General features: G+C 68.9%; 19 protein-coding genes and 2 pseudogenes. 12 read left to right on the top strand and 9 right to left on the bottom strand.

The features are described from left to right. Nucleotides 1-78: 78 nt before the first annotated feature. The gene (locus tag ACLJWH_RS21825) at nucleotides 79-381 is read left to right on the top strand and encodes a hypothetical protein (RefSeq protein WP_411143422.1); all 303 of its coding nucleotides are present in this window, start codon (nucleotides 79-81) and stop codon (nucleotides 379-381) included. Between the two features lie 37 nt (nucleotides 382-418). After that, complete coding sequence (locus ACLJWH_RS21820) at nucleotides 419-691, top strand: hypothetical protein (RefSeq protein WP_411143421.1); 273 nt, start codon at nucleotides 419-421, stop codon at nucleotides 689-691. Between the two features lie 453 nt (nucleotides 692-1,144). Here ACLJWH_RS21820 and ACLJWH_RS21815 read toward each other — a convergent pair. From ACLJWH_RS21815 to ACLJWH_RS21805, 3 genes and pseudogenes are all read right to left on the bottom strand, one after another. Next, nucleotides 1,145-1,660 (bottom strand): annotated as a pseudogene (locus ACLJWH_RS21815) (site-specific integrase); the annotation flags it as partial. Between the two features lie 190 nt (nucleotides 1,661-1,850). Continuing rightward, the gene (locus ACLJWH_RS21810) at nucleotides 1,851-2,177 is read right to left on the bottom strand and encodes a hypothetical protein (protein ID WP_411143420.1); all 327 of its coding nucleotides are present in this window, start codon (nucleotides 2,175-2,177) and stop codon (nucleotides 1,851-1,853) included. Continuing rightward, nucleotides 2,174-3,391: a Shedu anti-phage system protein SduA domain-containing protein gene (locus tag ACLJWH_RS21805; RefSeq protein ID WP_411143419.1), complete on the bottom strand. Its 1,218-nt coding sequence runs from the start codon at nucleotides 3,389-3,391 to the stop codon at nucleotides 2,174-2,176. Before ACLJWH_RS21805 ends, ACLJWH_RS21810 begins: the two co-directional genes overlap by 4 nt. 844 nt (nucleotides 3,392-4,235) lie before the next feature. Between ACLJWH_RS21805 and ACLJWH_RS21800 the strand changes: the two are divergent. The 7 genes and pseudogenes from ACLJWH_RS21800 to ACLJWH_RS21770 form a co-directional block, all read left to right on the top strand. Continuing rightward, nucleotides 4,236-4,370, top strand: a pseudogene (locus ACLJWH_RS21800) (hypothetical protein); the annotation flags it as partial. Between the two features lie 109 nt (nucleotides 4,371-4,479). Beyond that, nucleotides 4,480-4,653, top strand: a complete 174-nt coding sequence (locus ACLJWH_RS21795) for a hypothetical protein (protein ID WP_411143534.1) — start codon at nucleotides 4,480-4,482, stop codon at nucleotides 4,651-4,653. Between the two features lie 77 nt (nucleotides 4,654-4,730). Beyond that, on the top strand, nucleotides 4,731-5,048 hold the full coding sequence (locus ACLJWH_RS21790) for a WXG100 family type VII secretion target (protein ID WP_411143525.1): 318 nt from the start codon (nucleotides 4,731-4,733) through the stop codon (nucleotides 5,046-5,048). Further along, nucleotides 5,048-6,364, top strand: a complete 1,317-nt coding sequence (locus ACLJWH_RS21785) for a hypothetical protein (protein ID WP_411143418.1) — start codon at nucleotides 5,048-5,050, stop codon at nucleotides 6,362-6,364. The genes ACLJWH_RS21790 and ACLJWH_RS21785 overlap by 1 nt, the downstream gene beginning before the upstream one ends. A gap of 22 nt (nucleotides 6,365-6,386) precedes the next feature. Further along, nucleotides 6,387-6,770: a hypothetical protein gene (locus ACLJWH_RS21780; protein WP_411143417.1), complete on the top strand. Its 384-nt coding sequence runs from the start codon at nucleotides 6,387-6,389 to the stop codon at nucleotides 6,768-6,770. Nucleotides 6,771-8,330: 1,560 nt separating this feature from the next. After that, nucleotides 8,331-10,307 carry a hypothetical protein gene (locus tag ACLJWH_RS21775; RefSeq protein WP_411143416.1) on the top strand — a complete coding sequence of 659 codons (1,977 nt, stop codon included), beginning with the start codon at nucleotides 8,331-8,333 and terminating at the stop codon, nucleotides 10,305-10,307. Between the two features lie 29 nt (nucleotides 10,308-10,336). Then, entirely contained in the window at nucleotides 10,337-10,711 is a 375-nt protein-coding gene (locus tag ACLJWH_RS21770) for a hypothetical protein (RefSeq protein WP_411143415.1), read from the top strand. A gap of 737 nt (nucleotides 10,712-11,448) precedes the next feature. Here ACLJWH_RS21770 and ACLJWH_RS21765 read toward each other — a convergent pair. Continuing rightward, nucleotides 11,449-12,147 (bottom strand): TetR/AcrR family transcriptional regulator, encoded by a 699-nt coding sequence (locus ACLJWH_RS21765; protein WP_411143414.1) that lies wholly within the window; start codon nucleotides 12,145-12,147, stop codon nucleotides 11,449-11,451. Between the two features lie 88 nt (nucleotides 12,148-12,235). On the opposite strand from ACLJWH_RS21765, the gene ACLJWH_RS21760 reads away from it, so the two are divergent. The 3 genes from ACLJWH_RS21760 to ACLJWH_RS21750 all read left to right on the top strand — a co-directional run bounded on the left by ACLJWH_RS21760 (nucleotide 12,236) and on the right by ACLJWH_RS21750 (nucleotide 16,541). After that, nucleotides 12,236-13,687, top strand: a complete 1,452-nt coding sequence (locus ACLJWH_RS21760; RefSeq protein ID WP_411143413.1) for a purine-cytosine permease family protein — start codon at nucleotides 12,236-12,238, stop codon at nucleotides 13,685-13,687. A 119-nt stretch (nucleotides 13,688-13,806) separates the two neighbouring features. Then, nucleotides 13,807-15,438, top strand: coding sequence for an amidohydrolase (locus ACLJWH_RS21755; RefSeq protein ID WP_411143412.1), 1,632 nt, complete (start codon nucleotides 13,807-13,809; stop codon nucleotides 15,436-15,438). Further along, the gene (locus ACLJWH_RS21750) at nucleotides 15,435-16,541 is read left to right on the top strand and encodes a C45 family autoproteolytic acyltransferase/hydolase (protein WP_411143411.1); all 1,107 of its coding nucleotides are present in this window, start codon (nucleotides 15,435-15,437) and stop codon (nucleotides 16,539-16,541) included. The genes ACLJWH_RS21755 and ACLJWH_RS21750 overlap by 4 nt, the downstream gene beginning before the upstream one ends. Before the next feature lie 61 nt (nucleotides 16,542-16,602). Here ACLJWH_RS21750 and ACLJWH_RS21745 read toward each other — a convergent pair whose 3' ends face one another. From ACLJWH_RS21745 to ACLJWH_RS21725, 5 genes are all read right to left on the bottom strand, one after another. Further along, nucleotides 16,603-18,285 carry an ABC transporter family substrate-binding protein gene (locus ACLJWH_RS21745; protein ID WP_411143410.1) on the bottom strand — a complete coding sequence of 561 codons (1,683 nt, stop codon included), beginning with the start codon at nucleotides 18,283-18,285 and terminating at the stop codon, nucleotides 16,603-16,605. Between the two features lie 118 nt (nucleotides 18,286-18,403). After that, nucleotides 18,404-20,491: a dipeptide ABC transporter ATP-binding protein gene (locus ACLJWH_RS21740; protein WP_411143409.1), complete on the bottom strand. Its 2,088-nt coding sequence runs from the start codon at nucleotides 20,489-20,491 to the stop codon at nucleotides 18,404-18,406. After that, nucleotides 20,488-21,441 (bottom strand): ABC transporter permease, encoded by a 954-nt coding sequence (locus ACLJWH_RS21735; protein ID WP_411143408.1) that lies wholly within the window; start codon nucleotides 21,439-21,441, stop codon nucleotides 20,488-20,490. Before ACLJWH_RS21735 ends, ACLJWH_RS21740 begins: the two co-directional genes overlap by 4 nt. Before the next feature lies 1 nt (nucleotide 21,442). Further along, complete coding sequence (locus ACLJWH_RS21730; RefSeq protein ID WP_411143407.1) at nucleotides 21,443-22,426, bottom strand: ABC transporter permease; 984 nt, start codon at nucleotides 22,424-22,426, stop codon at nucleotides 21,443-21,445. Nucleotides 22,427-22,720: 294 nt separating this feature from the next. After that, on the bottom strand, nucleotides 22,721-24,472 hold the full coding sequence (locus tag ACLJWH_RS21725) for an ABC transporter ATP-binding protein (RefSeq protein ID WP_411143406.1): 1,752 nt from the start codon (nucleotides 24,470-24,472) through the stop codon (nucleotides 22,721-22,723). Between the last annotated feature and the right edge of the window lie 13 nt (nucleotides 24,473-24,485).

Raw genomic sequence — 24,485 nt, 5'->3', positions numbered from 1 at the left:
ATCCGGGGCAGCGCCTGGTGGGCCCAGGCGCCCACCCGCCGAAGCACCGCCTCCAGCCGAAAGGGCCACCCCCCCCTCTTGAAACTGATCGAGACCTACACCGACACCGGCGCCGGCACCGACGCTCGCACCCTCCCGGCGGCTGGCCATGCGGAAGTCCGCATCGTCGCGGCCTCCTCCGAGGCCGCCCGCGCCGTCGCCGAGGTCCTGCGCCGCTGCTTCGCCAGCACCGAACAGCGCAGCTACCCGGCTCGGCACGGCGGCACCCGGCTTCACCTCACCGTCGACACGGAATCCGCCCCCGAACCCGCCCTCCCCTGGCTGGCCAGCAGCACACCGCCCGCCGGCAGCCGCATCAACACCCACGCCGACGAGATCTGACGGCCACGGGCCCCGAACCTGCAGGAGAGGAGTGGTCATGGCGACCCTCCGCGAGCGAAAGAGCTACCGCGAGCAGATCCTCGGGGCACTGTACGAAGCCGGCGAAGGCAACCGCCTCCTCGGAATGACCGGAACCCGGCTCGCCCACGACCTCGACATCCCGGAACAGGACCTCGCCGCCGCCTGTACCTACCTGGCGAGTGAGGGCCTGATCACCGTCGACTGGGACCCCGGCAACATCCCCGCCATGGTCACGCTCACCCACCAGGGCATCCGGCTCATGGAGGCCGAGGAGGAGAAGCGCGGCTGAGAGTGCCAACGCTTGCGCCCGCAACGCGGGCTCACGGACGATGCGGGAAGAGTCACGGCGCCCCACACGGCGGGCGCGGTGAACCGTGTCATCCCGACGTCCGCCGGGGGCGTGCCCCAAGCGTGCCCTTCGGAGTGGTGAACAGCGGTCAACACAGGTGCCAGGAGTACCCGCAGACAGCACATACACCGGAAAGAAATACCAGGTCAGCAGCCCTATCGACCACCAAGGCGGCAATGATTCCCAAGCTCAGAGCGCGGGTTCGATTCCCGTCACCCGCTCCACAACGAAGGCCCTGGTCGGAGACCAGGGCCTTGTTTGTCGTCTAGACCGCTTCGGGCCCGCGTGCCATACGCGCTGTAACGGGACGTCAGATGGAGTTCCCACGCGCGGTCCGCGACCAGGCAACATTGCGCGGTCTCGAACACCGGGACGCGCATCGAGTGATCCACGTCACCTCCTTCGTGCGCTTTCCGGCGACGCCGGGAACGGGGGTGGGAGCTGGTGAACGGTGGCAGCCGCGCCGTCCTCCGGGCCTCGGGCAGCCACCGCACGCCGACGGCGGACATCGGCGTCGATGTCGTCGGCGAGCTTACGCTGGTGGGCCTTGGTGGAGTGCTGGTAGATGAGCTGGGCCCGCTCGGAGGACTGGCCGGCGCGGACCATGAGGTCCTTCAGCTTGGCTCCGGTGTCGGCGGCCAGGGTGTTGCCGGTGTGCCGGAGGTCGTAGAAGCGGAACTCCTTCGGCATGCCGACCGCGTCGCGGGCCTTGCGCCACTTCCGGCCGAAGGTCGTGCCTCGGAGGGCCGCCCCCTTCTCACCCACGAAGACGAGGCCGTCGGGACCGTCCTGGGCGAACCACTCCAGGTGCCGGCGGACATCGAGGAGGATGAAGCCGGGCAGCATGATCTCCCGCTTGCCCGCACGGGACTTGGGGTCGCCGATCACCCGACGGCCGGTGTTCAGCTGTTGGTCAAGGCAGGCGGGATCAGCGAAGACGCGTCAGCAGGCACGCTCTTCCACTCGGATCACGGGGCGTAGAGAACTCCATGATCTTGGAAGCCGCGCCTGTCCCACTCCGGCCCCGCCACTCACCTGACGGACCACCACGAACCGGGCGTCACGCGACTACGCCGAAGCCCTGTCTCAGAGCGGCGTGTCAGCCACGCTTCTGACGCAGGTGGCGGGAGGCAGCAAGGCATGAGGACAGCCATGTCGCCTCATTGCGATCAATGATCAGGTCGCCGACGGTGATCACCCCGTCCATCACGCTGCCGACCCGTACTGAGTGGTCGCCGACGCGGAACATCTGCCAGTCGGCGTCGCTGTGCCAGAACCGGGCGGTCTTCTCTCCCCGGCGCTGGGCGAAGACGAGCTCTTCTCCGTGCTCGTTGAGAAAGTAGCCGACGTAGTCCTTGCCTGTAATCACGCCACCGCACAGGCGGGCCAGCAGCTGTTCGATCGCAGGCCGGTTGTCTTCGGTCATGCCGTGGGCTCCTCGGTCTGGTCAGGATCCTGCTGCGCCGACGCGAGGGCCAGCATCCGGGCTGCTGACTCCAGCAGGGTTTCGTACGTGATCACTTCAATGCGTGCCGCGTGTGTGTTGTAGGTGCGGAGTGTCTCCGCGATGTCCTGGGGGGTAATGCCCCCACTGACGAAGCGCGGGTGCCCGATCACAACCGTCGCCGAGGCTCTACGGGTATCGACTCCATGGTCCGCGAGAATGGCCTTGCGGTTCTCGTCCATGGTGCGGAGGTAATTCTGCGCCTGCGACACCGCGTGGTGGGCCGCGGCACCCAACATGAGGTGGCCGCTGCGGCGAATCACCAGGTCCTTGATGTTGGCACGCTTGAGTTCCACCACGTGAAGAGACCCATCACCACGCAGAAGCGGGATATCCAGAATCGTGTCCGCGGTGTACTGCCTACGTGCCAGTTCTGCCACGTAGGCACCGCCGAAGATCCACTCCTGATTCTTCAGACGGGCGTGGAGGGCGGTCTCCGAGCTCGTCTCGTCCTCCACCACAGCACGCAGAGCGTCGAGACCCGCTCGCCGGGCCTTCAGCTCCAGCAACTGAGCGAGCAACCCCGCGTCGGCATCCGCGAGGAAGTCGCCCACCATCCGCGCCGCCTCGGTCGAGGCCGGTCGCGGCAGGTTCCTCAGGACCAGCTCCATGTGCCCGTACTGCTGGAGTCGCCTCCTCTCTCGAGTGGGCAGCCGAATCCCACCCTCCCCCGTACCGAGGCCCAAGTAGTCCACGGACAGGGCTATACCGCGAAAGAGGTCCCGCGCATCGGCCACCGTCGCCTCGGGGTTGTCCTTGGAGAGGGCGTCCAAAACGGCCACCGCTCGATCGGCGCCCATGGCCACCAGCCTGCGCATGCCTTCCTCGCTACGATGCCGAGCATTCTCGTCGTAGTAGTTCTCCAGGATTTCGAGGAACAGTTCGCCTCCGGCGTAGGCGGCGAAGCGCTGGAACCGCTGCGCAAGAGCGAAGTCTCCGAGCAGGAGCGATTCTTGGGCAACATCCTCCAAAGCGTTCACCAACGGCCTGCCCTTGCCGTACCCGGTCCCGCCGAAGGCAGGACCCATGATGCGCAGCACTGCATTGATGCGCTCCAGCACGCTCGGGTGCTCAGTGAGCTCCCGAGCCCCGCTGACCATCTGCCAGAGCGTGAAACCGGAACGGAATGTCGTCATGCGGTGACCTTAGAAGGAGGCACTGACAACGACGCCGGGTTGAGTGGATCGTGGCCAGACCGGCTCGATCAAACGAGTCTCCGCAGGGTGGGAGACCCTCCGCGCTCTGTGCCCCAACCGTGTCCCTGGGAGCGGTGAACAGCAGCCCCAGGTCCGAGACCTGAGGTTCCGCCGTTGTCTCGATCTGACGTCTCGCCCCGGCAGGAGGTGTCACCGACGCACCCGCGCGCCACCCAAGGGGGCGTGCCACTACGTGCCAGTAGAGGCGGTGAACAGCGGACAACAGGGGAGCCGCCAGACGCTGAAGAGACGGACCGAGTCGACATTTCCGCAAGTCAGGACCCATGCATGGGTCAAGCGCCGGGTGCTTCCCAAGCTCAGAGCGCGGGTTCGATTCCCGTCACCCGCTCCAACGACTAAGGCCCAGCTAAGGGACTGGGCCTTCGCGTTGTCTAGACCACGCTAGGCGTTTCGTGCCAGTTGCGTGCCCGATGAGATCCCGGCGGTCGAGGCGGTCGAGGCGGTCGAGGACAAGCTGGTGGATGAGGTTGTTGAGCGGCTGATGGACCGCGTGGATGCCTCGGGCCTTTCCTGCTGGGTGACGGCGGGCTGCTGGCGGAGGCGAAGCGGGTCGTGCTGGAGCGGGCCTGGGCACGGAGATGACCGGCCACCTCGGATACGGGAAGCGGGATCCGGCAGACCGCGGCTCGGGCAATAGCCGCAGCGGAACATCGCTGAAGGCGGTGCTGACCGATGCCGGGGGCAGTAGCGCCGGCCGTTGTGAGGGACCCTGAGGGGGCCTTCGAACGCCAGGCGGTTTGCAGGCCAGCGGTATCCCGCTATCGTGCGGACCTGGCAAGCTGCATGGAGCGAATTCACCGCCTACCCCGCCTTCCTGCCGGAGGTAAGGAAGGTCGTCTACTCGACGAACCCGGTCGATTCGATCGGCTCACGGATGCGGAAAGCGGGCTGCACCTGCGGGCACTTGCCCTCCGAGCAGGCCGCGTTGAAGGTGCTCCACCTCGCCGTCCGCGAACAGGTCACCCAAGGCACGCGATATCACATACGCCACGGCACACTGCAAGAAGGTGCAGAACCAGCTCTCACTCTTCTTCTTCCTCTTCCTCTTCCTCTTCCTCTTCCTCTTCCTCTTCCTCTTCCTCTTCCTCTTCCTCTTCCTCTTCCTCTTCCTCTTCCTCTTCCTCTTCCTCTTCTTCTTCTTCGAGGACCGACTCAACACCAGGCAAAAATCAAGGACTTAGACAAAGTTCCGTACACGCCCACTATCATCAGCGGCTCGCGATGGGTTACGAGAACAAGGCCAAGGGGGAAGCACGGCATGGCTGGCGACGGCTTTGACGTCGATACCGATCAACTCAAGACTGCCACTCCGACGTTCCACCGGGAGTCGGTCGTTTTGGAACGGGCGACGGCCAAGCTCCGGCAAGGGCTCGACGGGCTGGGGGAGCCGTGGGGCGGTGACGAGCAGGGCGAGATGTTCGAGCACGTCTACGCCCCGCACCGGGCGCAGATCGAGAAGGCGTCCGCGGCCTTGGGCAAGGGCCTGTCAAGCATCACCAAGGCCATGAACGACATGGCGGCCAATCACGAGGACGCAGACCGGTCGGCCAAGTCCGGCTTAGCGGACGGTAAGTGATGGGCGCTGCCGACAAGGCCAAAGAGATCGTCCAGGACCTCACCGGCATGTGGTGGCCGGAGTGCGATGAGGACGAGTTACGCGAAGCCGCGCGGGCCTGGCGTATGTATGCGGACGATGTCGAGGACTGCACGGCGGCCTGCCACAAGAAAACCCAGGATGTCATCGACAACAACAAGGGCGCCGGCATCGAGGCGTTCTGCGCGTTCTGGAAGAAGTACCACGGTGGCGGCAAGGGCTATCTGGGCGATGTCGCCTCCGCTGCACGGGACATGGCCAAGGCCCTGGACAAGTTCGCCGACCAGATCGCCGAGGCGAAGAAGAAGATCGAGCACGAGCTGGAGATCGCCGGGGCGGTGCTCGTGGCCGGGACGGCGCTGGCCCTCTTCACCGGCGGTATCAGCGAACTCGCCGCCGCGGGCGCCACCGAGGCGATCGTCGCCGCGGCCGGCACGGCAGGCGTTGCCGTCTCCGCAACCGTCGCCGAGATCGCCGGCACCGTTCTGGCCACCGCCGCCATCGGCGGCGTCGAAGCCATCACGGTGGATGTGGTCGTCGCCCAGGGCGGCCGGAATCTGCTCGGGGAACAGCGCGGCATCAACCTCCAGGAGGCCAGCGCCGCCGGCACGGCTGGCGTGCTCTTGGGTGGGGCCTTGGGAGCTGGGGCCCGCGTGGCATCAGGTGTCGCCAAGGGGGCGAGCGCAGAATCTGCCCTCGGCGCGACCAGGCTCGAATTTGAGGGGATCGACTCCCTGCACGTGCCAAGGGCTGGCTCGCTCAATATGAGCCGCCACTACGATGCCCGGGTTGCCCCTGACTCCACGATTCCCGAGCCGCCCAAGAACGAAGGCGATGCTCATCTTGCCGCCGGTGACCCTGTGTACTACCACCCCGGCTCGACGGGAATCGGCTACGACTCGGCAACCCTGAAGAACCTTGACTGGGTGAAGCCGAAGGACGGTTTCCACGACGTCGTCATCCATGGCAATGATCGCGGATTCTTCGAGCCGGGCCGCGTCAACGCGCACGGCAACGGATTCTCTGGAGGAAACACACATCCGGCGCAGATCGCGGAGGCTATCCGGAACAACCCCAGCTACGACGGCGGCCCGGCCAGGCTCGTATCCTGCCATTCGGGAACGGCTGGTGAGGGCGTGAGCGTCACGCCGGCAGCGCAACAGGTAGCAAACGAACTGCGCGTCCCTGTCATGGCACCCACCAACAAGGTGGGCGTGATGAGGGGCGCCGGTGCCGGCCAGGAGCCGATCATCTTCGGCGGCGGCTATTGGCGTACCTTCCTTCCCATAGTCCAGTGAGCACAGACACCAAGGACCCTCGATGAAGATTCTCGGTCATTACGAAGAGCTGTGGTTGGAGCGCGCTGGCACTCCCGACGGGAAACTCCAGGACTTCACGCGCGAGACAGGCGAACCGGACGAGGACCAGATCGTGCAGTATCTCCGTGCCGGTGAAGAGCTGTTCTCGGCGATGGGAACCGTCGGCGACATCCTGGGATCGGACGAGCGCATCCTGGGCGGGGACTCCGTCTTCACCGATGGCGAATGGATCTGGCGCGGGGACCTGTGGTTCTACCTGGGCCGCTACCACGTGCGCCTGCCGGACGAGTTCGTCACCCGAGTCCGCGAGCAGCGGTACGCCCTGCCCGCCCTGGATGAGGCGCGCCTGATTGCCCTGTCTGATGAGTTGCACGAAATTCTCTGAAACTGGCGACGAAATCGAGAGCAGTACCGGCACGCCTCCGCTCCGGCGACATGGCCGGAGCGGAGGCGTCTTTCGCCTCGCGCACCGGGGCCGCTCAGGAACTCTGCGAGTGCCCGCGTCGACGGCAGTGGATACGGCCGAGGTTCCGGGTCACGCAGCGCATCCGCGATCAGTTCATCGGCGCACTGTCCGAGCCAGAAGCCGACTGCCGGAGCCGTCCGGTCGGACCGGACCCGGCCTTCTCCTAAGCGATGATGCCGGCCCGATTCGACTCCAGGAGCGTGAGCCACACCATGCGCAGCGAGACGAGCGCATGCCGAACACGGCAAGTTGAGCGCCGCGGTCGACGACCGTGCGCACCAGCCGCTGCGGCTCGGGCCCCACGGTCCAGAGGGGCGGATCGTCCCAGATGAACCGTGCGCCCGCAGGAACGACAGACCGCCCGCCAGGCGCGCATACTCCGAACCACCTCATTCCCGTCCCCCCGTTCATTGGGCTGCAACGAAATGGCGGCCTCCCCCACGGGAAGAGCCGCCACCGAATTCATCAGCTCTACTGGTACCGCTTGTTTTCGGTGCTGCCCCCTGGCGGTGCTATCGGCCCGAGGAAGGGGCATTCATTCTCGGGCCGGTCGGGCCCAGCCCCGACGGCGGCGCCGAGTGCCCGGACTGTCGAGATCTGGAGCGTGTGCCCTACCGCCTGCACGGGTTCGATATCCGGTGCGGAGAACCGATGCCGCCCCCTGCTCACCGATGGCCACGGCACCAGCCGGTGCATGCGGAGACTCATGGGGGTCACTCCCGTGCTGCTGTGGGCAAGGGCCCGCCGGCACCGGCCACGCGCGCACGGTGGGTAGGCCATGCACGCGGGTAGCGGCTCAGCACGAGCCCACGGCGCCGTTACCACACTCAACGCAATTGAAGGCATCGCAGACGGACTTCGCATCCTGGGGCGCCATTCGGGCTGAGCCGCGCGCCCCGGGGTAAGCCGTAGCAGTGCCGCCCCTGTCCGCATGGAGCACCACGATGGAGGCGATGAGATGAAGCGCCGCAGCCCGTGGTCCGGCGGGCACGGAGCCGAAATGACTTCGCAGTCGCGAGCTGCGGGCTCAGCTGATCCGCAAAGGTGATGCCTGGCACGCCCATGTCAGCCGTGGCGGGCCTTGCGCCCGCACGTATGGGGCGTCGCTGCTCGAGACAGTAGAGCTTCCCTGATCTAGCCAGCGAACGAACGATCTCGGCCGGTTTCGTTCACGGACCGTCAGTCGCTTCCTACGCCGAGTAGCGTGCTCCCGTCAACGCCGCCGATCTTGACGTACCTGATGCCTGCGCTTGCGGACTGCGATCCGCAACCGTACGCGCCCTGCTCATCGCGCATGCCCCCACGGCGAACGGCACGAAGGCTTCCGGACTCGCCAGTTCGACGCCGCCACCGCGCGCAGCGACCGAGGTCCTGCGGGCCGGGGACGGGTGCGCGGCCTCCTCGATGGTCGCCGCAGCACGCGCTCTTTTTCCCCTGGGGCGCTTGGGTGCGTACCGGGTCGTTCGTAGGAGCATGCGCATGAGCAAGGCCGCCGATCGGAACCGCAGTGGGCCAGACGAGATTCCCGTCATCCCGGTAACCGGACCGCGCCACGCCGGCAAAGACTTCGTGCACCGAGTCCCGCCCACCTCGCAGACTACGAAGAGCCAGCGGCACCTGGCAGATCTGGCCCAGGTAAAGCTCTCCTCGGAATTGCTGGAGCGGCTGACTCACATCGCCGTGGAGCCCGATGCCTTGGCCAGTGTCAGGCCGGAGCGCCACCGTGTGGAGTCCGGCTGGCTGTACTCCATCAGCACCCGGGTCTACAGCCCCCTGATCTCCATCGCAGTGGAGAACGATCGGCTACTGGCTGATGCCCAGTACGCCGCGGACCCGGACGGAAGGAAGTCTCGGCCCGCCCTGTCCATGCCTGAACCGCATCGCGAACATGCTGCCTTGGTTCACGGTGACGCGTTCGAGGACCTGATGGAGTCCGTGGACCGGGCCGCAGTCAAGGTGAGAAACGAGAACCCTCAGGAGGTCGGCGAGCGGCTGGTGGAGCGCCCGCTGATGCTTGTCGCGGCCCTGCTCCGTATGCCGGGAGGCCAAGGAGGGACCGAGTTCACGGCGGTGGACGGCAACTCCCGGCTGGTGTCCTGCTGGGCCAAGATCTCGGTCGAACAAGGCTGGCTGGACGACGGCAAGAGCGCTGCGCCCACTCTGCCGGCTCCCTCCGACCTGATGCGACTGCCGCTGGCGAAGCGGCGGGATCTCGTACGGAAGATCATCAAGGCGGCCTATCGGAAGTTGGACGAGCCCCGATCCTCGATCGAGGGCCGCAACAAAGCCGCTATGGCCCTCAATGCCCTGACCGTCCCGGTGCAGATCATCGTTGGCTACGAGGACGATGACGCCACCCTTGGGATGAAGCGCTTCCCGGCCGCGGTGCGCTCTCTCCTGTTGAGCATGAACGTGGGAGTCAAGCCGTTTGGAAACGGGGCGCGCAACGCCGTTGTGGCGGAGGAGATCGTGGCGGGTTTGTACGCCGAGGGGCACCTTGGAGACCTGTTCACTGATCCTGAAGCCACTCGCGACGTGCTCCTGGGGCGGGGTCGGGTAGCGGAGGCCATGAGCAAACTCAGACTCGACCCGTCTCTCCGTGACCTGCGGTTTGCTTTCGTCATTCAGCAGTTCACGCGCAAGGATCCCGAGTTCACCGCGCTGATGCGTACAAAGCTTCAGGTGCCGGGCGCCTACATCAAGTATCGCAATGGCCCCGTGGTGGAGCTCGCTCTCCGTTCCTACTCCGTGAGCAAGGAGCCAAGGGAGATCACTTCGATCCGCGCGGCGCTCGAAACCCAGTGCCTGTGGCAGGAGTTGGTGGATCATCCCTGGTCGCTGGAGAATCTCGGTTCTGACGAGGCAATAGACACCCTGCACATGCGAGCGAGGAAGGGCGAGCAGGAAGCACTGGCACAGCTCGGCGTCCTGGGCATGATTGCGATGGTGACAACCGGGCATCTCAATGCCCCGCGTGGGTCGGCGGAGGAGATCGTGGGCGGCAAGACCATCTCGCGTGGACCGGTCGCGCAGATCGTCACGAAGCTGTTGGAGACCGAGGCGGGCCATGCGCTACTGGCTGACGCGGTGAAGCGATCTCGGGCAGGGCAACCTCTGCGCTGGTGGGATGCGGAACGCAGGGAACTCGTGGAGCAACCGGACGGCTGGAGAGGCACCACTTTCGACGCGAATCTCCGCTACGCGGTGCGTCATGGGTTCGATGTGAATGGCGATGTCCCGAACCCGGCCAAGCAGGAGGGCACTCGGTTGACGGTGTTCCAGCAGTCCGTCGTCACCGCCAAAGAGAGACTGATGGATCTCATCGAGCTGCGTGAGGAGAACGGCACGGTCGAGAAGCTGGCTTGGGTGGAAGTCGAGGCGCATCTGAAGATCCTCGACCGGATGAAGGAGAAGTTGCTGGCGATCACCGAGCAGTCCACGTTGGGGCGCTGGTGACGGATTCGCTGTGGACTGGTGTTGTCCCAATGACCCAGGAACGTTATGCGCTCCTGGCCCAGCATGCGGGGCCCTGGCTCGAAGAGTTTCGGGACGCGCCGGTCCCCGTCGGCACTGACACCGGGTACGAGATTCGAGCCCTCTACATCGCGGTTGCGTGGGACGGCACCGCCATCTACTGCGGACGCACCCGCCCCCGGCGTCCGCTGCGGAGCGGGGCAGCGGCAGCGCGGATCGGCCAACACCTGCGCGAGGAATCCAAGCGCGCCCAGTGGACTGCGTACTGGGTCCTGCCACTGCGCGCCGACACTCCGGATGCCGAGGTCGACCGTCTGGAAGCAGTGGTCGCCCCGAGCCTTGGCCTGCCGCGGCGCCGACGCTCCCGACGCCGTCGGCTCACGTAGCCGAGCCCTGGGGCCGCCCGGTTCTCCATAGCTGGGCGGCCTACGGGATTGCTGGTCAGTCACCCGCTGCGTGAGCGGCTGGTGTGCAACAGATCGTTCAGCGGCGGATCCTGCGTCGGGGTAAATGCCCTCTGACCAGGTGAAGACCGCCCGCGTCGGACCATGAGGGAGCGTCGATCACGGGCCGCCGGGACTTTCGATCCACTAGCCCCCGCATTCGCGCACCTCACCACCGGCGCAGCCCCGCCGTACCCCTCAGCACCTGGATCAGGCCCACACGAGTCGCCTACGCCCCCATCCCATCGCAGGCCAGCCCCCTCCCCAGCCCTTTACCGTGGTGCACCAGGATCGGCAGCGGTCAAATCGGCTGCCTCCGGCAAGGCTCCCGCACCCAGATAGTCACAGTTCAGAGGGGCATGGCGCCCTGAGGCGCCGTTGCTTCCCAAGCCCGGACCGCAGTTTCGATTCCCGCCACCCGCGCCAAGCGAAAGCCCCAGGTCAGCACCTGAGGCTTAGCTGTCGTCCAGACCATGTCCGGGCCCCATCGCCTCGTCCGGGACCTCGGCGTCAAGCCGGCCATCGCCCGCCGTGGCGCCGAACACGGCTCCGGCTCGGTGCCCAACACCGGTTCGTAGAAGGCGCATTCGCTGTGACATGGTTTTTCTTGCTCCATCACCGCCGAAACCACGACAGAGCCGTTGACCGGGCAAACCCGCCATTCGCCAGCGTTCCGCGGCTCAACCCAGCGGCTGTTTCCGCGCCCCACGCCGCCCCCGGATGGGCCGTTCCGTCGGCTCCGGCGATGTGGCGCGCATGCGGAGGGTGCCCTCGGGGAGGTCGAGCAGGCGTTCCGCGGTGGTGATCGCCATGTCGTCGAGTGCCGGGTGGTCCAGCTGGGTGTCGTCGTTGGCGTAGGCGCCGAGGCCGTCGATGGTGACCAGGAGGTGCAGGGCGACGCCGAGGGCGTCGTCGGTCGTGAAGTCCCCGGCCCGGTGGCCTTCTTCGAGGAGGTCGGCGAGGGCGGTGCGTGTCGCCGACTCCTGGGTGGTCACCGCCGATCGCAGTCCGGGCTTGAATCTGCTGAGGTGCCGCGCGTTGAGCCACAGGCGGCTGAGGTCGCGGTACTCGCCGTCGGTGAGGCGCACGAGGAAGCGCGCGAGCCGTTCGACCGGGGGGAGTTCGTGCTCGTCGGGTGGCAGGAGTGACTCGCGCTCGTCCGTCGCCGCGTGGGTGAACGCCTCGCTCACGAGGTCGTCCGCGGCCGGGAAGTAGTGGCCGATGAGTCCGGGGCGGACGCCCAGTTCGTCGGCGATGCGCCGGAGCGTGATGCGCTCCAGCCCCTCCGCCAGCGCGATGCCCGCCGCGGTCCGCACGATTTCCGCGCGGCGCTCGCCGGGCGGCTTCCGGATTCGGGTCGCCTCAGGTCTTGACGTCATGGGGGACACCGTATTGGGTAATCGACCAACACACAGTTGGTCGCATACCCAATAGCGCTGCACGGTCGGCGCCCTCCGAGAGGCCCCGATGACGACGACACCACCCGCCTCCTGTACGAGGTCCCTCGGCGAGCGCGGCTCCGAGCGCGCGGGGCAGCTGGAAACACGGGGCATCGAGCTGATCCCCGCGGACGAGCGCGGCGGGCGGCCCCGTCAGCTGTTCGCGGTCTGGGCGGCGCCGAACGTCAGCTATCTGAGCTTCGTCGTCGGCGCCACGCTGATCCTCATGGGGCTCACGCTCCCGCAGGCCATCGGCGTGATCCTCGTCGGGAACCTGCTGTGGATCTGTACGGGCACCGTCGCGGCGAGCGGCCCGGTGGCCGGTACGAGCGGGTCGGTCATCTCGCGTGCGATGTACGGGGTGGTCGGCAACAAGTTCGTGCTGGTCCTGACCGGTTGGCTCATCGCCGCGGCCTACCTCGCCCTGAACTGGTCGGCCGCCTCGGTCGCGGGCATCGGGCTGGCGGGCCGGTTCGGCCTGCCCAGCGATTCAGCCACCGACGCGACCGTCATCTGCGTCATCGCCGGGGGAACACTCCTGATCGCGATCTTCGGGTACGCGACGATCGTCCGCCTCTACACCGCACTCAGCGTCCTGCTGACCGTCGTGTTCGTCGTCGTCACGGGGTACGTGCTCGCCGGAACCGACTGGTCCTACGCGCCGGCCGAGCCGCTCAAGGGGACCGCCCTCGCCGCGGCACTCGGCGCGGGGTTCACGATCATCGCCTCCACGCCGCTCTCGTACAGCAACAGCCCCGACCTCGCCCGCTATCTCCCCCGCGGCAGCAGCCCGGTCGCCATCGCGGGGTGGACGGCCTTCGGCGCGTACCTGCCGAGCACCGTCTTCACCACCGTCGGCGCGCTCGCGGCCACCGGCCTCGACATGAGCGACCCGGAAGCCGCGCTGGAGAGCGTCCTGCCTGGCTGGTTCATCCCCGTCTTCGTCATCGCGGTCGTCGTCAGCACCATGACGAACAACGGCATGACGGCCTACAGCGCCGGCCTGTCCATCCAGTCGGTCGGCGTCCGTCTCGCGCGCATCCCGGCGGTGCTGGTCATCGGCCTCCTCGGCACCGCCATGACGCTCTACGCGATCCTCGTCTTCGACTTCCTGACCAGCGTCAACGCCATGCTCCAACTCGTGGTCGTGGTGACCGGACCGGCCATGGCGGTGGCCGTGACCGACCTGGTCCTGCGGCGCAACCGGTACCGCGGGGCCGACCTCCTCGGACAGCGGCGCGGTGGCCCGTACTGGTACCACCGCGGCGTCCACTGGGCCGGCGTCCTCGCGCTCGTCGCCGGTGGCCTCGCCTCCGCGATGTGGGCGCACACCAGCCTCTGGACCGGCCCGGTCGCCAGGGCGCTGGGCAATGTCGACCTGGCGATTCCGTCCGGCATGACCGCCGCTGCCGCCGCCTACTGGGCGCTGACCCGCGCCCTTCGCAGCATCCCGCGCGACGGACGCGCGTCCTCGGGGTGATCCCGCGCGCACCGTCGCGCCGCGTACCGTCCCCCGCGAAGGAGCCGCCCCCGTCCACCGAATCCGCGCATCGACCGCGGCAAGACCAGCTCGACCGCAGCAAGACCCGAAGGAAACCTGTGCACGCCGACGTCATCCTGTTCGCCCGCCACGTCGAGAACCTGACCGGGGAGACCCACCGTCCGTCCGCGAACGCGGTCGCGATCGCCGACGGCCGCATCATCGCCGTCGGCGACGCGTCGTCCGTCGCACCGCTGCGCGGTCCCGGCACGGCCGTCCACGAGTTCCCGGGCGCCGCGATCCTGCCCGGCCTCACCGACGTCCACGCCCACCCCGTCTGGGGGTCGATCGAGATCGGCAGCGGCGTGGACCTGTCCGGCGCGTCGACTCTCGCCCAGGTGTGCACCCGCCTGGCCGAGGTCGCGGACGCACGGCCGACGGACGAGTGGATCACCGGATACGACCTCGATGTGAACGTATTCGACGGCGACCCGGCCGGGCGCGTCCTCGCGGAGCGTTTCCCCGGGCGGCCGGTCTCGCTGATGACGCGCGACGCGCACGCGCTCGTCGTGAGCCCCCGCGCCGTGGAACTCGTCGGCCTGACCGGCCGCGAGACGTTCACCGACGCCTCGTCGATCGAGGTCGGACCGGACGGCCGCCCGACCGGGTACGTGGTCGAACTCCAGGCGATGGACCTGGTGTTCGCCCACTATCCCGAGGTGCCCGTGGCCACCGCCGCCGAGTACGTACGCCACCAGCTCGAACAGCTCGCCCGCAGCGGCCTCACCGGCCTGCACGCGCTCGACTTCGCCGACCCCTCCGAAGCGGTGTACCGGCACATCGAGGAACACGGGGACCTGCCGCTGCGCATCCGCTGCTCTCCGCTGGTGCCGGCCGACTCGTCCCCGGACGTGTGGCAGCGGATCGCCGGTCTCCAGGGCCGGCACGGGCGGCGCTGGCACGTCGAGGGTGCGAAGTTCATGCTCGACGGGACGGCCGACAACGGCACGGCGTGGTTCGAGACCCCGGACACCCACGGCGAGAACCGCAGACCGCTGTGGCGCGACATCGACGCCTACCGCGCCGCGATGCGGTTCTTCACCGACCGCGGCATCCCGACCGCTACCCATGCCATCGGCGACCGGGCCGTCCGGTTCGCCCTGCACGTCATCGAGGAAGCCGGCCGGGCCGCCCGCGCCCCGCACCGTATCGAGCACCTGGAGTCCCTCCCCGACGACCTGCTGGGCCGGTTCGCGGAACTCGACGTCGTGGCGAGCCTCCAGCCCGTGCACGCGACCCGGCACACGCGCGCCGACGGCACCGACAACTGGTCGCGCCGCATCGGGCCCGACCGTGCCGCGCACGGCTGGCGCACCCGCGATCTCCTGGACCACGGCGCCGTCGTGGCACTCGGCTCCGACTGGCCCATCGGCCCCGGCGACCCGCGCATCGGCCTGGCCGACTGCCAGTTGCGCCGCCCGGTCGAGGAGCCGCAGGTGGCACCCGTACAGCCCGGTCAGGCGCTCTCCGCGCGGGAGGCGTACACCGGGATGACCGCCGCCGCGGCGTACGCCGCCGGTGCGTCCGGCGAACTCGGGCGGATCGCCCCGGGCTGCCTCGCCGACCTCACCGTCTTCGCGGCCAACCCCCTCGGCCTCGCCCCCGACGCACAGCCCGGCAACGCCGTCCTCGCCACAGTCGTCGGCGGTGCGGTGCAACTCCACCCGAACACCGCGAAAGGACGCTCATGACCACCACGTCGATCCCCCGCCCCGCACACCGCCGCCATATCGAGGTCGCCGACGCCGACCCGCACGAGCGCGGCGTCGCCCGCGGCGCGCACCTGCGCGACGGCATCCCCGCCGCCATCGAGGTGTACGACCGGCTCTTCGCGCTCGGCGGCATCACTCCCGCCCAGGTACGCGAGGACGCCGAGCGCGCCCTCGACACCATCGGACGGTTCCGCGCGGGAGCGCGCGCCGAGATCGAAGGCGTCGCACGGGGGTCCGGCACCGAGCCGTGGCGTATCGCCGCCCTCAACGCGCGCACCGAGATCCTGGCCCGCAGCGCCACCGTGCCGCCCGGCGAATGCACCACGATCGTGCGCCACGTCGTCGGCGACAGCGGCTCGGCGCCGCGCACGTTCGGCGTCCAGACGTGGGACTGGCACATAGAACTGAGCGCGCTGTGGCACACGCTCGACACGCGCGGCGGCCGGCACGGCTACGTCGGTCTCACGGAGAACGGCATCCTCGGCAAGATAGGCGTCAACAGCGCCGGTCTCGCCCTGCACTTCAACATCCTCGGGCACACCCGCGACGGCATCGGCGGCATCCCCATGCATGTGCTCGCGGCGATCGTCCTCGAAGAGGCGGGCGGCGTCGCCGAGGCCGTCGAGATCATCCGTGCCGCGCCCCTCGCCTCGTCCGGGTCGTTCGCACTCTTCGACGCGACGGCGGCGGTCCTCCTCGACCTGAGCCCCGTCGGCGTCTTCGCCGTGCGGCCCGAACACGGCACGCTCGTGCGCACCAACCACTTCCTGACGCCGGCCCCCGCCGCGGCCGAGAAGACCTGGCTCTACCAGCCCGATTCGGGCGAGCGTTACGACTTCGTCCGCGCCCGTCTCGCGCGCACGGAGCCGCCGGCCACCCCCGACGAGCTCGCGGGCTGCCTCGTGACGGGGGACGGCGAGCCGCCGGTGACCTGCGTGCCCGACCTGGACCAGCCACTCGGCCAACGCTGGGCGAGCCTCGCGACCGTCACCCTCGAACCGGCGACGCGCACCGCCAGGGTGCTCGACGGCACACCCGCAGATATCGGCACCCGTGACTGGCGCGTGCTGACCGCCGGCTGATCCCGGCCGGTGCCGCCCGCGGGCGCGCGGCCGGTGGTGGCAGGGCGCCCGCGAGCGCGCGTCACTTCTCCCAGCCGACCGTCTCCGGGAGGGGGGTGTGGAAGATGGTCGCGCCGACGTTGGCGAGGCCCTTCTTCACGCCGTAGGTCGAGGGGCCGCTGAACAGCGGGAGGAAGGCGTACTGCTGGAGCGCCTTCTTCTCCACCTTGTTGACCGCCGCGGCCTGCTTGTCGAGGTCGGCGATCCCGGTGGTGGCGCGGATCTCCTTGTCCAGGGCCGGGGTACCCGAACCGGAGATGTTGGCGTCCCGGTCCGAGCAGTAGAAGTCGCACAGATAGCGGGCACCGAACGGGTCCATGGAGCGGTTGCCCGAGAGGAAGAGGTCGAACCTGCGCTCGCTGATGGTCTTGGCGAAGTCGGCGTCGTCGCCCTTCTTGATGACGAGGTGGATGCCGGCGGGCTTCAGCATGGCGGCGAAGGCACCGGCGGTGGCCTTGCCCAGCGGGTCGTCGCCGAGGAGCGTGTAGCCGACTTCGAGCTTCTTGCCGTTCTTGACGCGGATGCCGTCCGCCCCGGGCTGCCAGCCCGCCGCGTCGAGCGTCTTCCTGGCCTCGTCCGGCGCGTACTTCAGCACGGCCGCGACGTTGTCCTCGTAGCCCTTCTGGAAGCTGTACAGCACGGCCGAGCCGGGCAGCGGCTCCTTGTAGTCGAGCCCCTGGAACTGGATCCGCGCGATCTGCGGGCGGTCGATGCTCTCCACGACGGCCTTGCGGACGGCCTGCTCCGAAAGGACCGGGGATTTCGTGTTGAAGTGGAGCGAGTACTCGAAGGGGCTGCCGCCGCTGCGGATCTCCGTGCCCTTGAGTCCCTTGATCTGCTTGAGGCTCTCCGCGTCGACGGCGGAGGTGTAGTCGACCTGACCGTTCTTGAACGCGTTGACCGCCGCCGTCGACTCCAGGTTGACGTAGACGCGCTTGTCGAGCTTGCCCTTCTTGCCCCACCACTTCGGGTTGCGGACGAAGGTGATGTTGCCCGAGTGCGTGTCCCACGTGCCGACCGTGTACGGACCCGCGCCCCACTCCGGATGGGCCTGCTTGACGTACGCCTTGTTGAAGTTGTCGACCGTGGCGGCCTTGGGGTGCAGGAAGGTGGTGAACAGGGTCGGCCAGGAGGCGTTGGCACCCTTGAAGCTGATGACGGCCTGCTTGGCGTTCTCGCCCTGCTCGACCGAGGTGATCCGGTCGTAGCCGTCCGTGGAGGAGGCGGCGAAGTCCTTGTCCGAGCCGTTGTTGGCCTTCCAGGTGGCGTCGATCGCAGTCCAGTCGATCGGTGTGCCGTCGTTGAACGTGGCCTTCGGGTTGATCGTCAGGGTGACCTTCTGGTCGCCGCCCTCGACGGTGACCTTCACGTCGCTGTAGTAGTCGGGGTTGTACCGCACCTCACCGGTGGGCGAGTACGTGATCGCATCGGCGTTGTACCAGCCCCAGACCCGGGACGCGGTCAGCGTGGCATTGACGTTGAACGGGTTGCCCTGGTCGTCGAAGGTCCCGACCGTGGTGTAGGTGCCACCGTCCTTGACCTTGTCGTACGGCTGGGGGTTGTAGTCGACGGCGGCCGACGCGGCCTTGGGCACGCCGTTCTCGTCCGCCCCTGCCGCGTCCTTCCCGGTGGGGGACTGGCACGCGGTGGCGGCGACGGCGATGGCGGCGACGAGGGCGACGGGGAGGACCAGCCTTGCGCGCATGGCGAAATGGTTCCTTCTGGTTCGGTGGAGCGGAAAGAGCGGAAAGGGGCAGCCCGGTGGCGGGCCGGGCGCCCGCCCGGAGCCGGGGAGGAGCGGTCCCGGCAGGTCGGAGGTGGTCTCAGACGGCGTGACAGGCGTACTGGTGGCCGGGCTGCTCGGCCACCGGGACCGGCACGGGGCGTTCCGTACGACAGCGCCGGCGCACGTCCTCGCCGGCGAGCCGGTAGAGCGGGCAGCGGTCCACGAAGACACACCCCGCGGGCACCCGGGTGGCGCTCGGCTGCTCGCCCGCCAGCACCACGCGTTCCCGGGTGCGTTCCCGCTGCGGATCGGGCACCGGAATCGCGGACAGCAGCGCCCGGGTGTACGGGTGCCGCGGATCGGAGAAGATCGTCTCGGTGTCCCCGGTCTCGACGATGTGCCCCAGGTACATCACCGCGATGCGGTCGGAGATGTACCGGACCACGGCCAGGTCGTGGGCGACCACGAGGTAGGCGAGCGCGAGTTCGCGCTTGAGCCGTGCCAGGAGGTTGATCACCCCGGCCTGCACCGACACGTCGAGGGCCGAGAGCGGTTCGTCGAGGACGAGCAGCCGCGGCTCCGTCGCCAGGGCACGGGCGATGCCGACCCGCTGGCGTTGGCCGCCGGAGAGCGCGGCCGGGAAACGGTCGCTCACCGCCTCGTCCAGACCGACCAGGGCCAGCAGTTCCCGGATACGGGAGCGGATCGACTCCCGGTCCCGTCCGATGGCCTGCAAGGGTTCGGCGAGCAGCTGGAAGACGGGCAGCCGCGGGTCCAGGGCGCCCAGCGGGTCCTGCATGACGATCTGTACGTCCCGCCGCAGCTCCCGTACCCGCGCGGCCGAACCGACCGCACCGACATCGGTGCCGGCGATCTCGATCCGCCCGCCCTCGGGCCGCTTGAGCCGGAGGATCTCCAGCAGTGTCGTGGTCTTGCCGCTGCCCGACTCACCGACCAGGCCCAGGGTCTCCCCGGCACGCAGCTCGAAGCTCACCCGGTTGACGGCGTGCAGCGTCCCGACCCGGCGCTTGAGGACGGCGCCCCTGGTGACCGGGAAGGTCTTGACGAGGTCCTCGACGCGGAGCACCACATCGCCGGTCCCGGCGCGCTCGGAGTGGGCATCCCGGTCGCCGCGCGCGACGGTCCCGGCGGGGTCCAGCGATCCGTCGGCCACCTCGTCGGCGCGCAGGCAGGCCACGTCCCCGTGCCCGGTGATCTCGCGCAGCTCGGGTTCGGCGGCCCGGCACGCGTCGAGTGCGACGGCACACCGGTTCGCGAAGGGGCAGCCGGCCGGGAGTCCCACCAGGGCGGGCGGCTCCCCGCCGATCGGGACCAGCGGCCGGGGCACCCCGCTGTCCACGGTCGGTACGGCGGCGAGCAGCCTGGCGGTGTACGGCATGACCGGCCGGCGGAACAGTTCCGCCACGTCCGCCCGCTCCACGAAGCGGCCCGCGTACATGACGGCGATGTCGTCCGCGTGGCCGGCGACGACCCCGAGGTCGTGGGTGATGAGGACGAGCCCGGCGCCCGTCTCCTCCTGCGCCAGTCGCAGGACGTCGAGGATCTGGGCCTGCACGGTGACGTCGAGGGCGGTGGTGGGCTCGTCGGCGACGAGCACGGACGGTTTGTTGGCGATCGCCAGGGCGATGACGACGCGCTGGCGCATCCCGCCGGAGAACTCGTGCGGAAAGGATCTGGCCCGGTTGCGCGGGTCGGGGATACCGACGAGATCGAGCAGTTCGACGGCCTGTTCCCAGGCTGCCCGCTTCGTCAGGTCCTGGTGGATCCGCAGGGTGTCGGAGAGCAGTCTGCCCACGGAGAAGATCGGCGTGAGCGCGGAGAGCGGGTCCTGGAAGACCATGCCGATGGACTTGCCGCGGACGTCGGAGAGCGCCTTGTCGCCGAGGCCGGCCAGGTCACGTCCGCCGAGCAGCACCTGGCCCGTCAGGTCTGCGGAGGGCGGCAGCAGACCCATGATGCCCATCGCGGTGGCCGACTTGCCCGAGCCCGACTCGCCGACGATGCCGAGGGTACGGCCCGGCAGGAGGTCGAAGCTGACGCCGCGCACCGCCTCGACGGGCCCGGCCTCGGAGGGGAAGGAGATCCGCAGGTCCCGCACCGAGAGCACGGGAGTGGTGGTGCCGGCCGGCGGTGCCGTCCTGGGCAGGGTCGTCGCAGGTGTCATCGTCGGCCTCCAGCGGCGCCGGTCACGGAGGTGGGGTCCAGGGCGTCCCGCAGTCCGTCGCCGACGAAGGTCATCGACACGGTGAGCAGGACGACCAGGCCCGCGGGGAAGGCGAAGAGCCAGGGGGCACTCGTGACGGTGCCCGCGCCGTCCGCGAGCATCGTGCCGAGGGAGACGTCCGGGGTCTGGACGCCGAACCCGAGGAAGGAGAGGGCGGTTTCGCTCAGTACGGTCGCGACGACCCCGAGCGTCAGGTTGACGATCAGGAGCGAGCCGAGGTTGGGGATGAGGTGCCGCAGGATGATGCGCGGCGCGCTGACGCCCATGAACTCGGCCGCCGTCACATAGTCCCGTTCACGCAGTGAGGTCGACACCGACCAGATCACCCGGGCCGTGGACATCCAGCCGAACACCGTCAGGACGACGATGAGGACCCGCCAGTCGCCGGCGAGGCGGTGGGACACCAGGGCCAGGATGAGGAACGAGGGGACGACCAGCAGGAAGTGGATGACGGCGAGCGTCACCCGCTCGACACGGCCGCCGAAGTACGCGGCGCCGGAGCCGATGACCGCGGCGACGACGACGGTCAGCACGGAGACGCTCACCGCGATCACCAGGGAGCGCTGGAGTCCGTGCACGGCGGAGGCGTAGACATCGTTGCCACCCTGATTGGTGCCGAACCAGTGGAGGGCGCTCGGCGGCTGGGTGAGTGCGGCGAAGTCCGCGTCGGAGTAGGTGTACGGCGTGAACAGCCCGCCGAACACGCTGAACAGCACCAGCAGGACGAAGATCAGCACACCCGCGACCGCGAGGCGGTTGCGCAGGAAGCGCCGCAGATAGAGCCGGCCGAGGCCGAGGTTCCGGCCGTTCTTCCGCGTGGGGGGCGCCGCTCCCGGCGCCTGGTCCGCCGCCGCACCGGATGCGGCACCGGCGGTCACGTCCGTGGCCACGTCAGCTCACCCGCACTCTCGGGTCGAGGAGGACCGTGGCGATGTCCGCGAGGATCGCGCCGATCGCGGTCAGGGCGGCCGCGAAGGCGGCTGTCGCGACGGCGCCGTGCACGTCGTTCTTGCTGATGGTCTGGATGAAGTAGCGGCCCATACCGTTCCAGCCGAAGATCGTCTCGGTGACGACGGCCCCGGTGAAGATGGCCGGGACGCTGAACGCCACGGACGTCGCCGTCGGGATGAGCGCGGTCCGCAGGGCGTGCCGGCGGATCGCCTGGGCCCGGGTGAGCCCGCCGGCGCGGGCGGTGCGGACGAAGTCGGCGTTGATCGTGTCGAGCAGCAGGGAGCGCTGCGTCAGGTGATATCCGACGTACCCCATCAGGGTCAGGGTCAGGGTCGGCAGGATCAGATGCAGGAAGCGGTCCCCGATCGTCGGGAGCAGCCCCTCGACGTTCGGTGAGTTCTCCCCGGCGACGTAGAGGAAGTGCAGCCCGGCGTGCTGGTTCAGCCAGATGGCGACGAAGACCACGGCGAGCGCGGCGACGGACGTCGGGATGTTGAACACGGCGATGGAGACGGCCTGGGACACCCGGTCGGCCCAGCCGTACTGCCGCGATGCCGTGTACACACCCAGCGTGACGCCGATCACCACGGACAGGATCGTCGCGATGACGACCAACTCCGCGCTGACGAGGGACCGGTAGCCGATCTCCCCGTTGACGGAGACACCGGTGGGGGACTTTCCCCAGTCGAAGTCGAGGACCACGGAGGTGAGCCAGTCCCACCACCGCCGCACCACCGGCACCTGCGGGTCCAGGTTGTACGGCGCGAGAGCCCGGCCGATCTGCGCCTCGCTCCGGACGGGCCGCAGCTCCTTGAAGTTCGACCGCGGGTCCAGGAACCAACTGGCCAGGAAATACGTGGCGTTCGTCGCGACCACGATCATCAGCAGCCACCCCGCCGCCTTGCGCGTCACATAGCGCACCACGCGCGCCACCTCCCCCGCCCACGCACGAGGCGCGCCGCGGAGGCGCCGGGTCTGAGGGACGTATGCATGCGCCGTGGAGCCTTCTGGGGAGACGGAATATAAGCACAAACGTGCGATCGCCAGTCTGGTCCGCGCTCCGGCGCCGGCACCAGACCTGGACTGTTTCTGCCACGAGGCTGAAATACGGCTGTAGCAAACGGTGAGATCCCGCTGATCTCGGACAATGCGTGGCTACGGGGCCGGGGCGGAACGGTCCGTGTCGCAGCCCGGCCCGGGTTCCGAGCGGGGTGGCGGTCAGGACCGGCGTACTCCGTTGACGCCGGCGGTGCCGCCGACGAGTTGCTGGAATCCCGGGTGGCTGCGGAGGAGTTCGGCGTACGTTCCGGTGGCGTGTGCCGTGCCGTCGGAGAGCATGACGACGGTGTCGGCCGCTTCGATGGTGGACATCCGGTGGGCGATGACGAGAAGGGCGCATTCCCGCCGCAGGTCGTGCATATTGACCGTCAAGGCAGCCTCGTTGGCGGGGTCGAGGTGGGCGGTGGGTTCGTCCATCAGCAGCAGGCGGGGACGGGCCAGGACCGCTCGGGCGATGGCGATGCGCTGGCGTTCGCCGCTGGACAGCCGCACACCGCGCTCACCGACCTCGGTGTCGAGCCCGGCCGGCAGACGGTGGACCTTGTGCGTGAGGTTGACGAGGCCGAGGACCTGCCACAGCCTGTCGTCGGTGGCGTCCGGGGCGGCGTAGCAGAGGTTGTCCCGCAAGGTGCCGTGCAGGATCGGGCAGTCCTGTTCGACCCAGCCGATGTGCGAGCGCCACTCCTTGAGGCCGAGGTCCGTGGCCGGCTGACCGTCGATCCGGATGCTGCCGCTCCACGGCTCGTAGAACCGGTTGATCAGCGCGAAGGCGGTCGACTTGCCGGCCCCGGACGGGCCGACCAGGGCGACCAGCGCATGAGGGGGAACGGTCAGCGACAGTCCCCGGAGCACCGGCGTGTCGGGGCTGTATCCGAACCGCAGATCACGGATCTCCAGCGACGCGGCCGAGGGTGCGCGGTGGGGCGGTTGCCGCCACCGCGTGCCGCGGCTGACCGTGGGGGTGGTGCTGTCCTCGGTGGGGAGCGCGTAGACCTCCTGGATGCGCTCGGTGGCGCCCTTGGCCCTGTTCACCGAGGCGATGCCCGCCATCAGCTCGGTGAGGGGCCCCCCGAGCTGGGTGGCGTACAGCAGCATCGCCACGAGGGCGCCGAGCGAGAGGGCCCCTCGGTCGACCCGGGCCGCACCGACCAGCAGGATCAGGACGAAGGCGGCGTTGATGGCCAGCTGGGCCGCGGGAGCGATCGTCGCCGTGAGCCGGGCGCTGTGCACCGCGGCGTCGTAGGCCCGGTGGGACAGTGCGGCGAGGTGGTCGATCTCCCGTTGTTCGGCGCGGTTGGCCCGGACGGTGCGCAGGGCCGACAGGGCTCGTTCCAGTCCGGCCGAGATCGCTCCGACGGCGGTCTGCAACGTCATCGACACGCGGCCGATCCTCGCCGACAGCCCGTTGATCACGATGCCGGCGGTGAGCAGTACGCCCAGGATGAGCAGCATCAGCACCGGATCCATCACGAACATGGCGACGACGCTCCCCAGGGCGACGCACAGGTTGGTGGCGATCTGGACGGAGACATGCGTCAGCGCCTCGCGCAGCGCGGCCACGTCCGTCGAGGCGCGTGCCATGAGGTCGCCCACGCGCAGGTGGTCGAAGGCCCGCATCTGGATCCGCAGCAGGTGCGAGACCAGTCCGGTGCGCATGCCCAGTACGAACCGTTCGCCGGTGCGCTCCAGCAGGAAGGCGGCGAAGGCGCCGATCATCGCCTGGGCCAGCAGCAGCAGGACGAGGACGGCGACGGGGCGGAGGAGCGGCCGGTGCGCGGTGAGCGCGTCGACCACCCCCTTGGCCGCCAAGGGCTGCGCGACGCCCACGGCGGCCGCGATCAAGGTGAGGAGGAGGGCTGCCCCCAGGGGGCGCCGCTGCCCCTGGGTCAGGGTCCACAGCTGTCGAAGCATCGCGTGCGCGGCT

This window comes from Streptomyces sp. x-80 (assembly GCF_046549095.1).
Taxonomy (GTDB): domain Bacteria; phylum Actinomycetota; class Actinomycetes; order Streptomycetales; family Streptomycetaceae; genus Streptomyces; species Streptomyces celluloflavus.
The sequence above is the reverse complement of the archived record's forward strand: the minus strand, read 5'-3'. Positions and strand labels throughout refer to the sequence as shown.

Bases quoted from the DNA above. Each gene is read 5' to 3' on its own strand.
- ACLJWH_RS21820 (WP_411143421.1), top strand. From the start codon at position 419: ATGGCGACCCTCCGCGAGCGAAAGAGCTACCGCGAGCAGATCCTCGGG.
- ACLJWH_RS21810 (WP_411143420.1), bottom strand. From the start codon at position 2,177: ATGACCGAAGACAACCGGCCTGCGATCGAACAGCTGCTGGCCCGCCTG.
- ACLJWH_RS21805 (WP_411143419.1), bottom strand. From the start codon at position 3,391: ATGACGACATTCCGTTCCGGTTTCACGCTCTGGCAGATGGTCAGCGGG.
- ACLJWH_RS21790 (WP_411143525.1), top strand. From the start codon at position 4,731: ATGGCTGGCGACGGCTTTGACGTCGATACCGATCAACTCAAGACTGCC.
- ACLJWH_RS21785 (WP_411143418.1), top strand. From the start codon at position 5,048: ATGGGCGCTGCCGACAAGGCCAAAGAGATCGTCCAGGACCTCACCGGC.
- ACLJWH_RS21780 (WP_411143417.1), top strand. From the start codon at position 6,387: ATGAAGATTCTCGGTCATTACGAAGAGCTGTGGTTGGAGCGCGCTGGC.
- ACLJWH_RS21775 (WP_411143416.1), top strand. From the start codon at position 8,331: ATGAGCAAGGCCGCCGATCGGAACCGCAGTGGGCCAGACGAGATTCCC.
- ACLJWH_RS21770 (WP_411143415.1), top strand. From the start codon at position 10,337: ATGACCCAGGAACGTTATGCGCTCCTGGCCCAGCATGCGGGGCCCTGG.
- ACLJWH_RS21765 (WP_411143414.1), bottom strand. From the start codon at position 12,147: ATGACGTCAAGACCTGAGGCGACCCGAATCCGGAAGCCGCCCGGCGAG.
- ACLJWH_RS21760 (WP_411143413.1), top strand. From the start codon at position 12,236: ATGACGACGACACCACCCGCCTCCTGTACGAGGTCCCTCGGCGAGCGC.
- ACLJWH_RS21750 (WP_411143411.1), top strand. From the start codon at position 15,435: ATGACCACCACGTCGATCCCCCGCCCCGCACACCGCCGCCATATCGAG.
- ACLJWH_RS21745 (WP_411143410.1), bottom strand. From the start codon at position 18,285: ATGCGCGCAAGGCTGGTCCTCCCCGTCGCCCTCGTCGCCGCCATCGCC.
- ACLJWH_RS21740 (WP_411143409.1), bottom strand. From the start codon at position 20,491: ATGACACCTGCGACGACCCTGCCCAGGACGGCACCGCCGGCCGGCACC.
- ACLJWH_RS21725 (WP_411143406.1), bottom strand. From the start codon at position 24,472: ATGCTTCGACAGCTGTGGACCCTGACCCAGGGGCAGCGGCGCCCCCTG.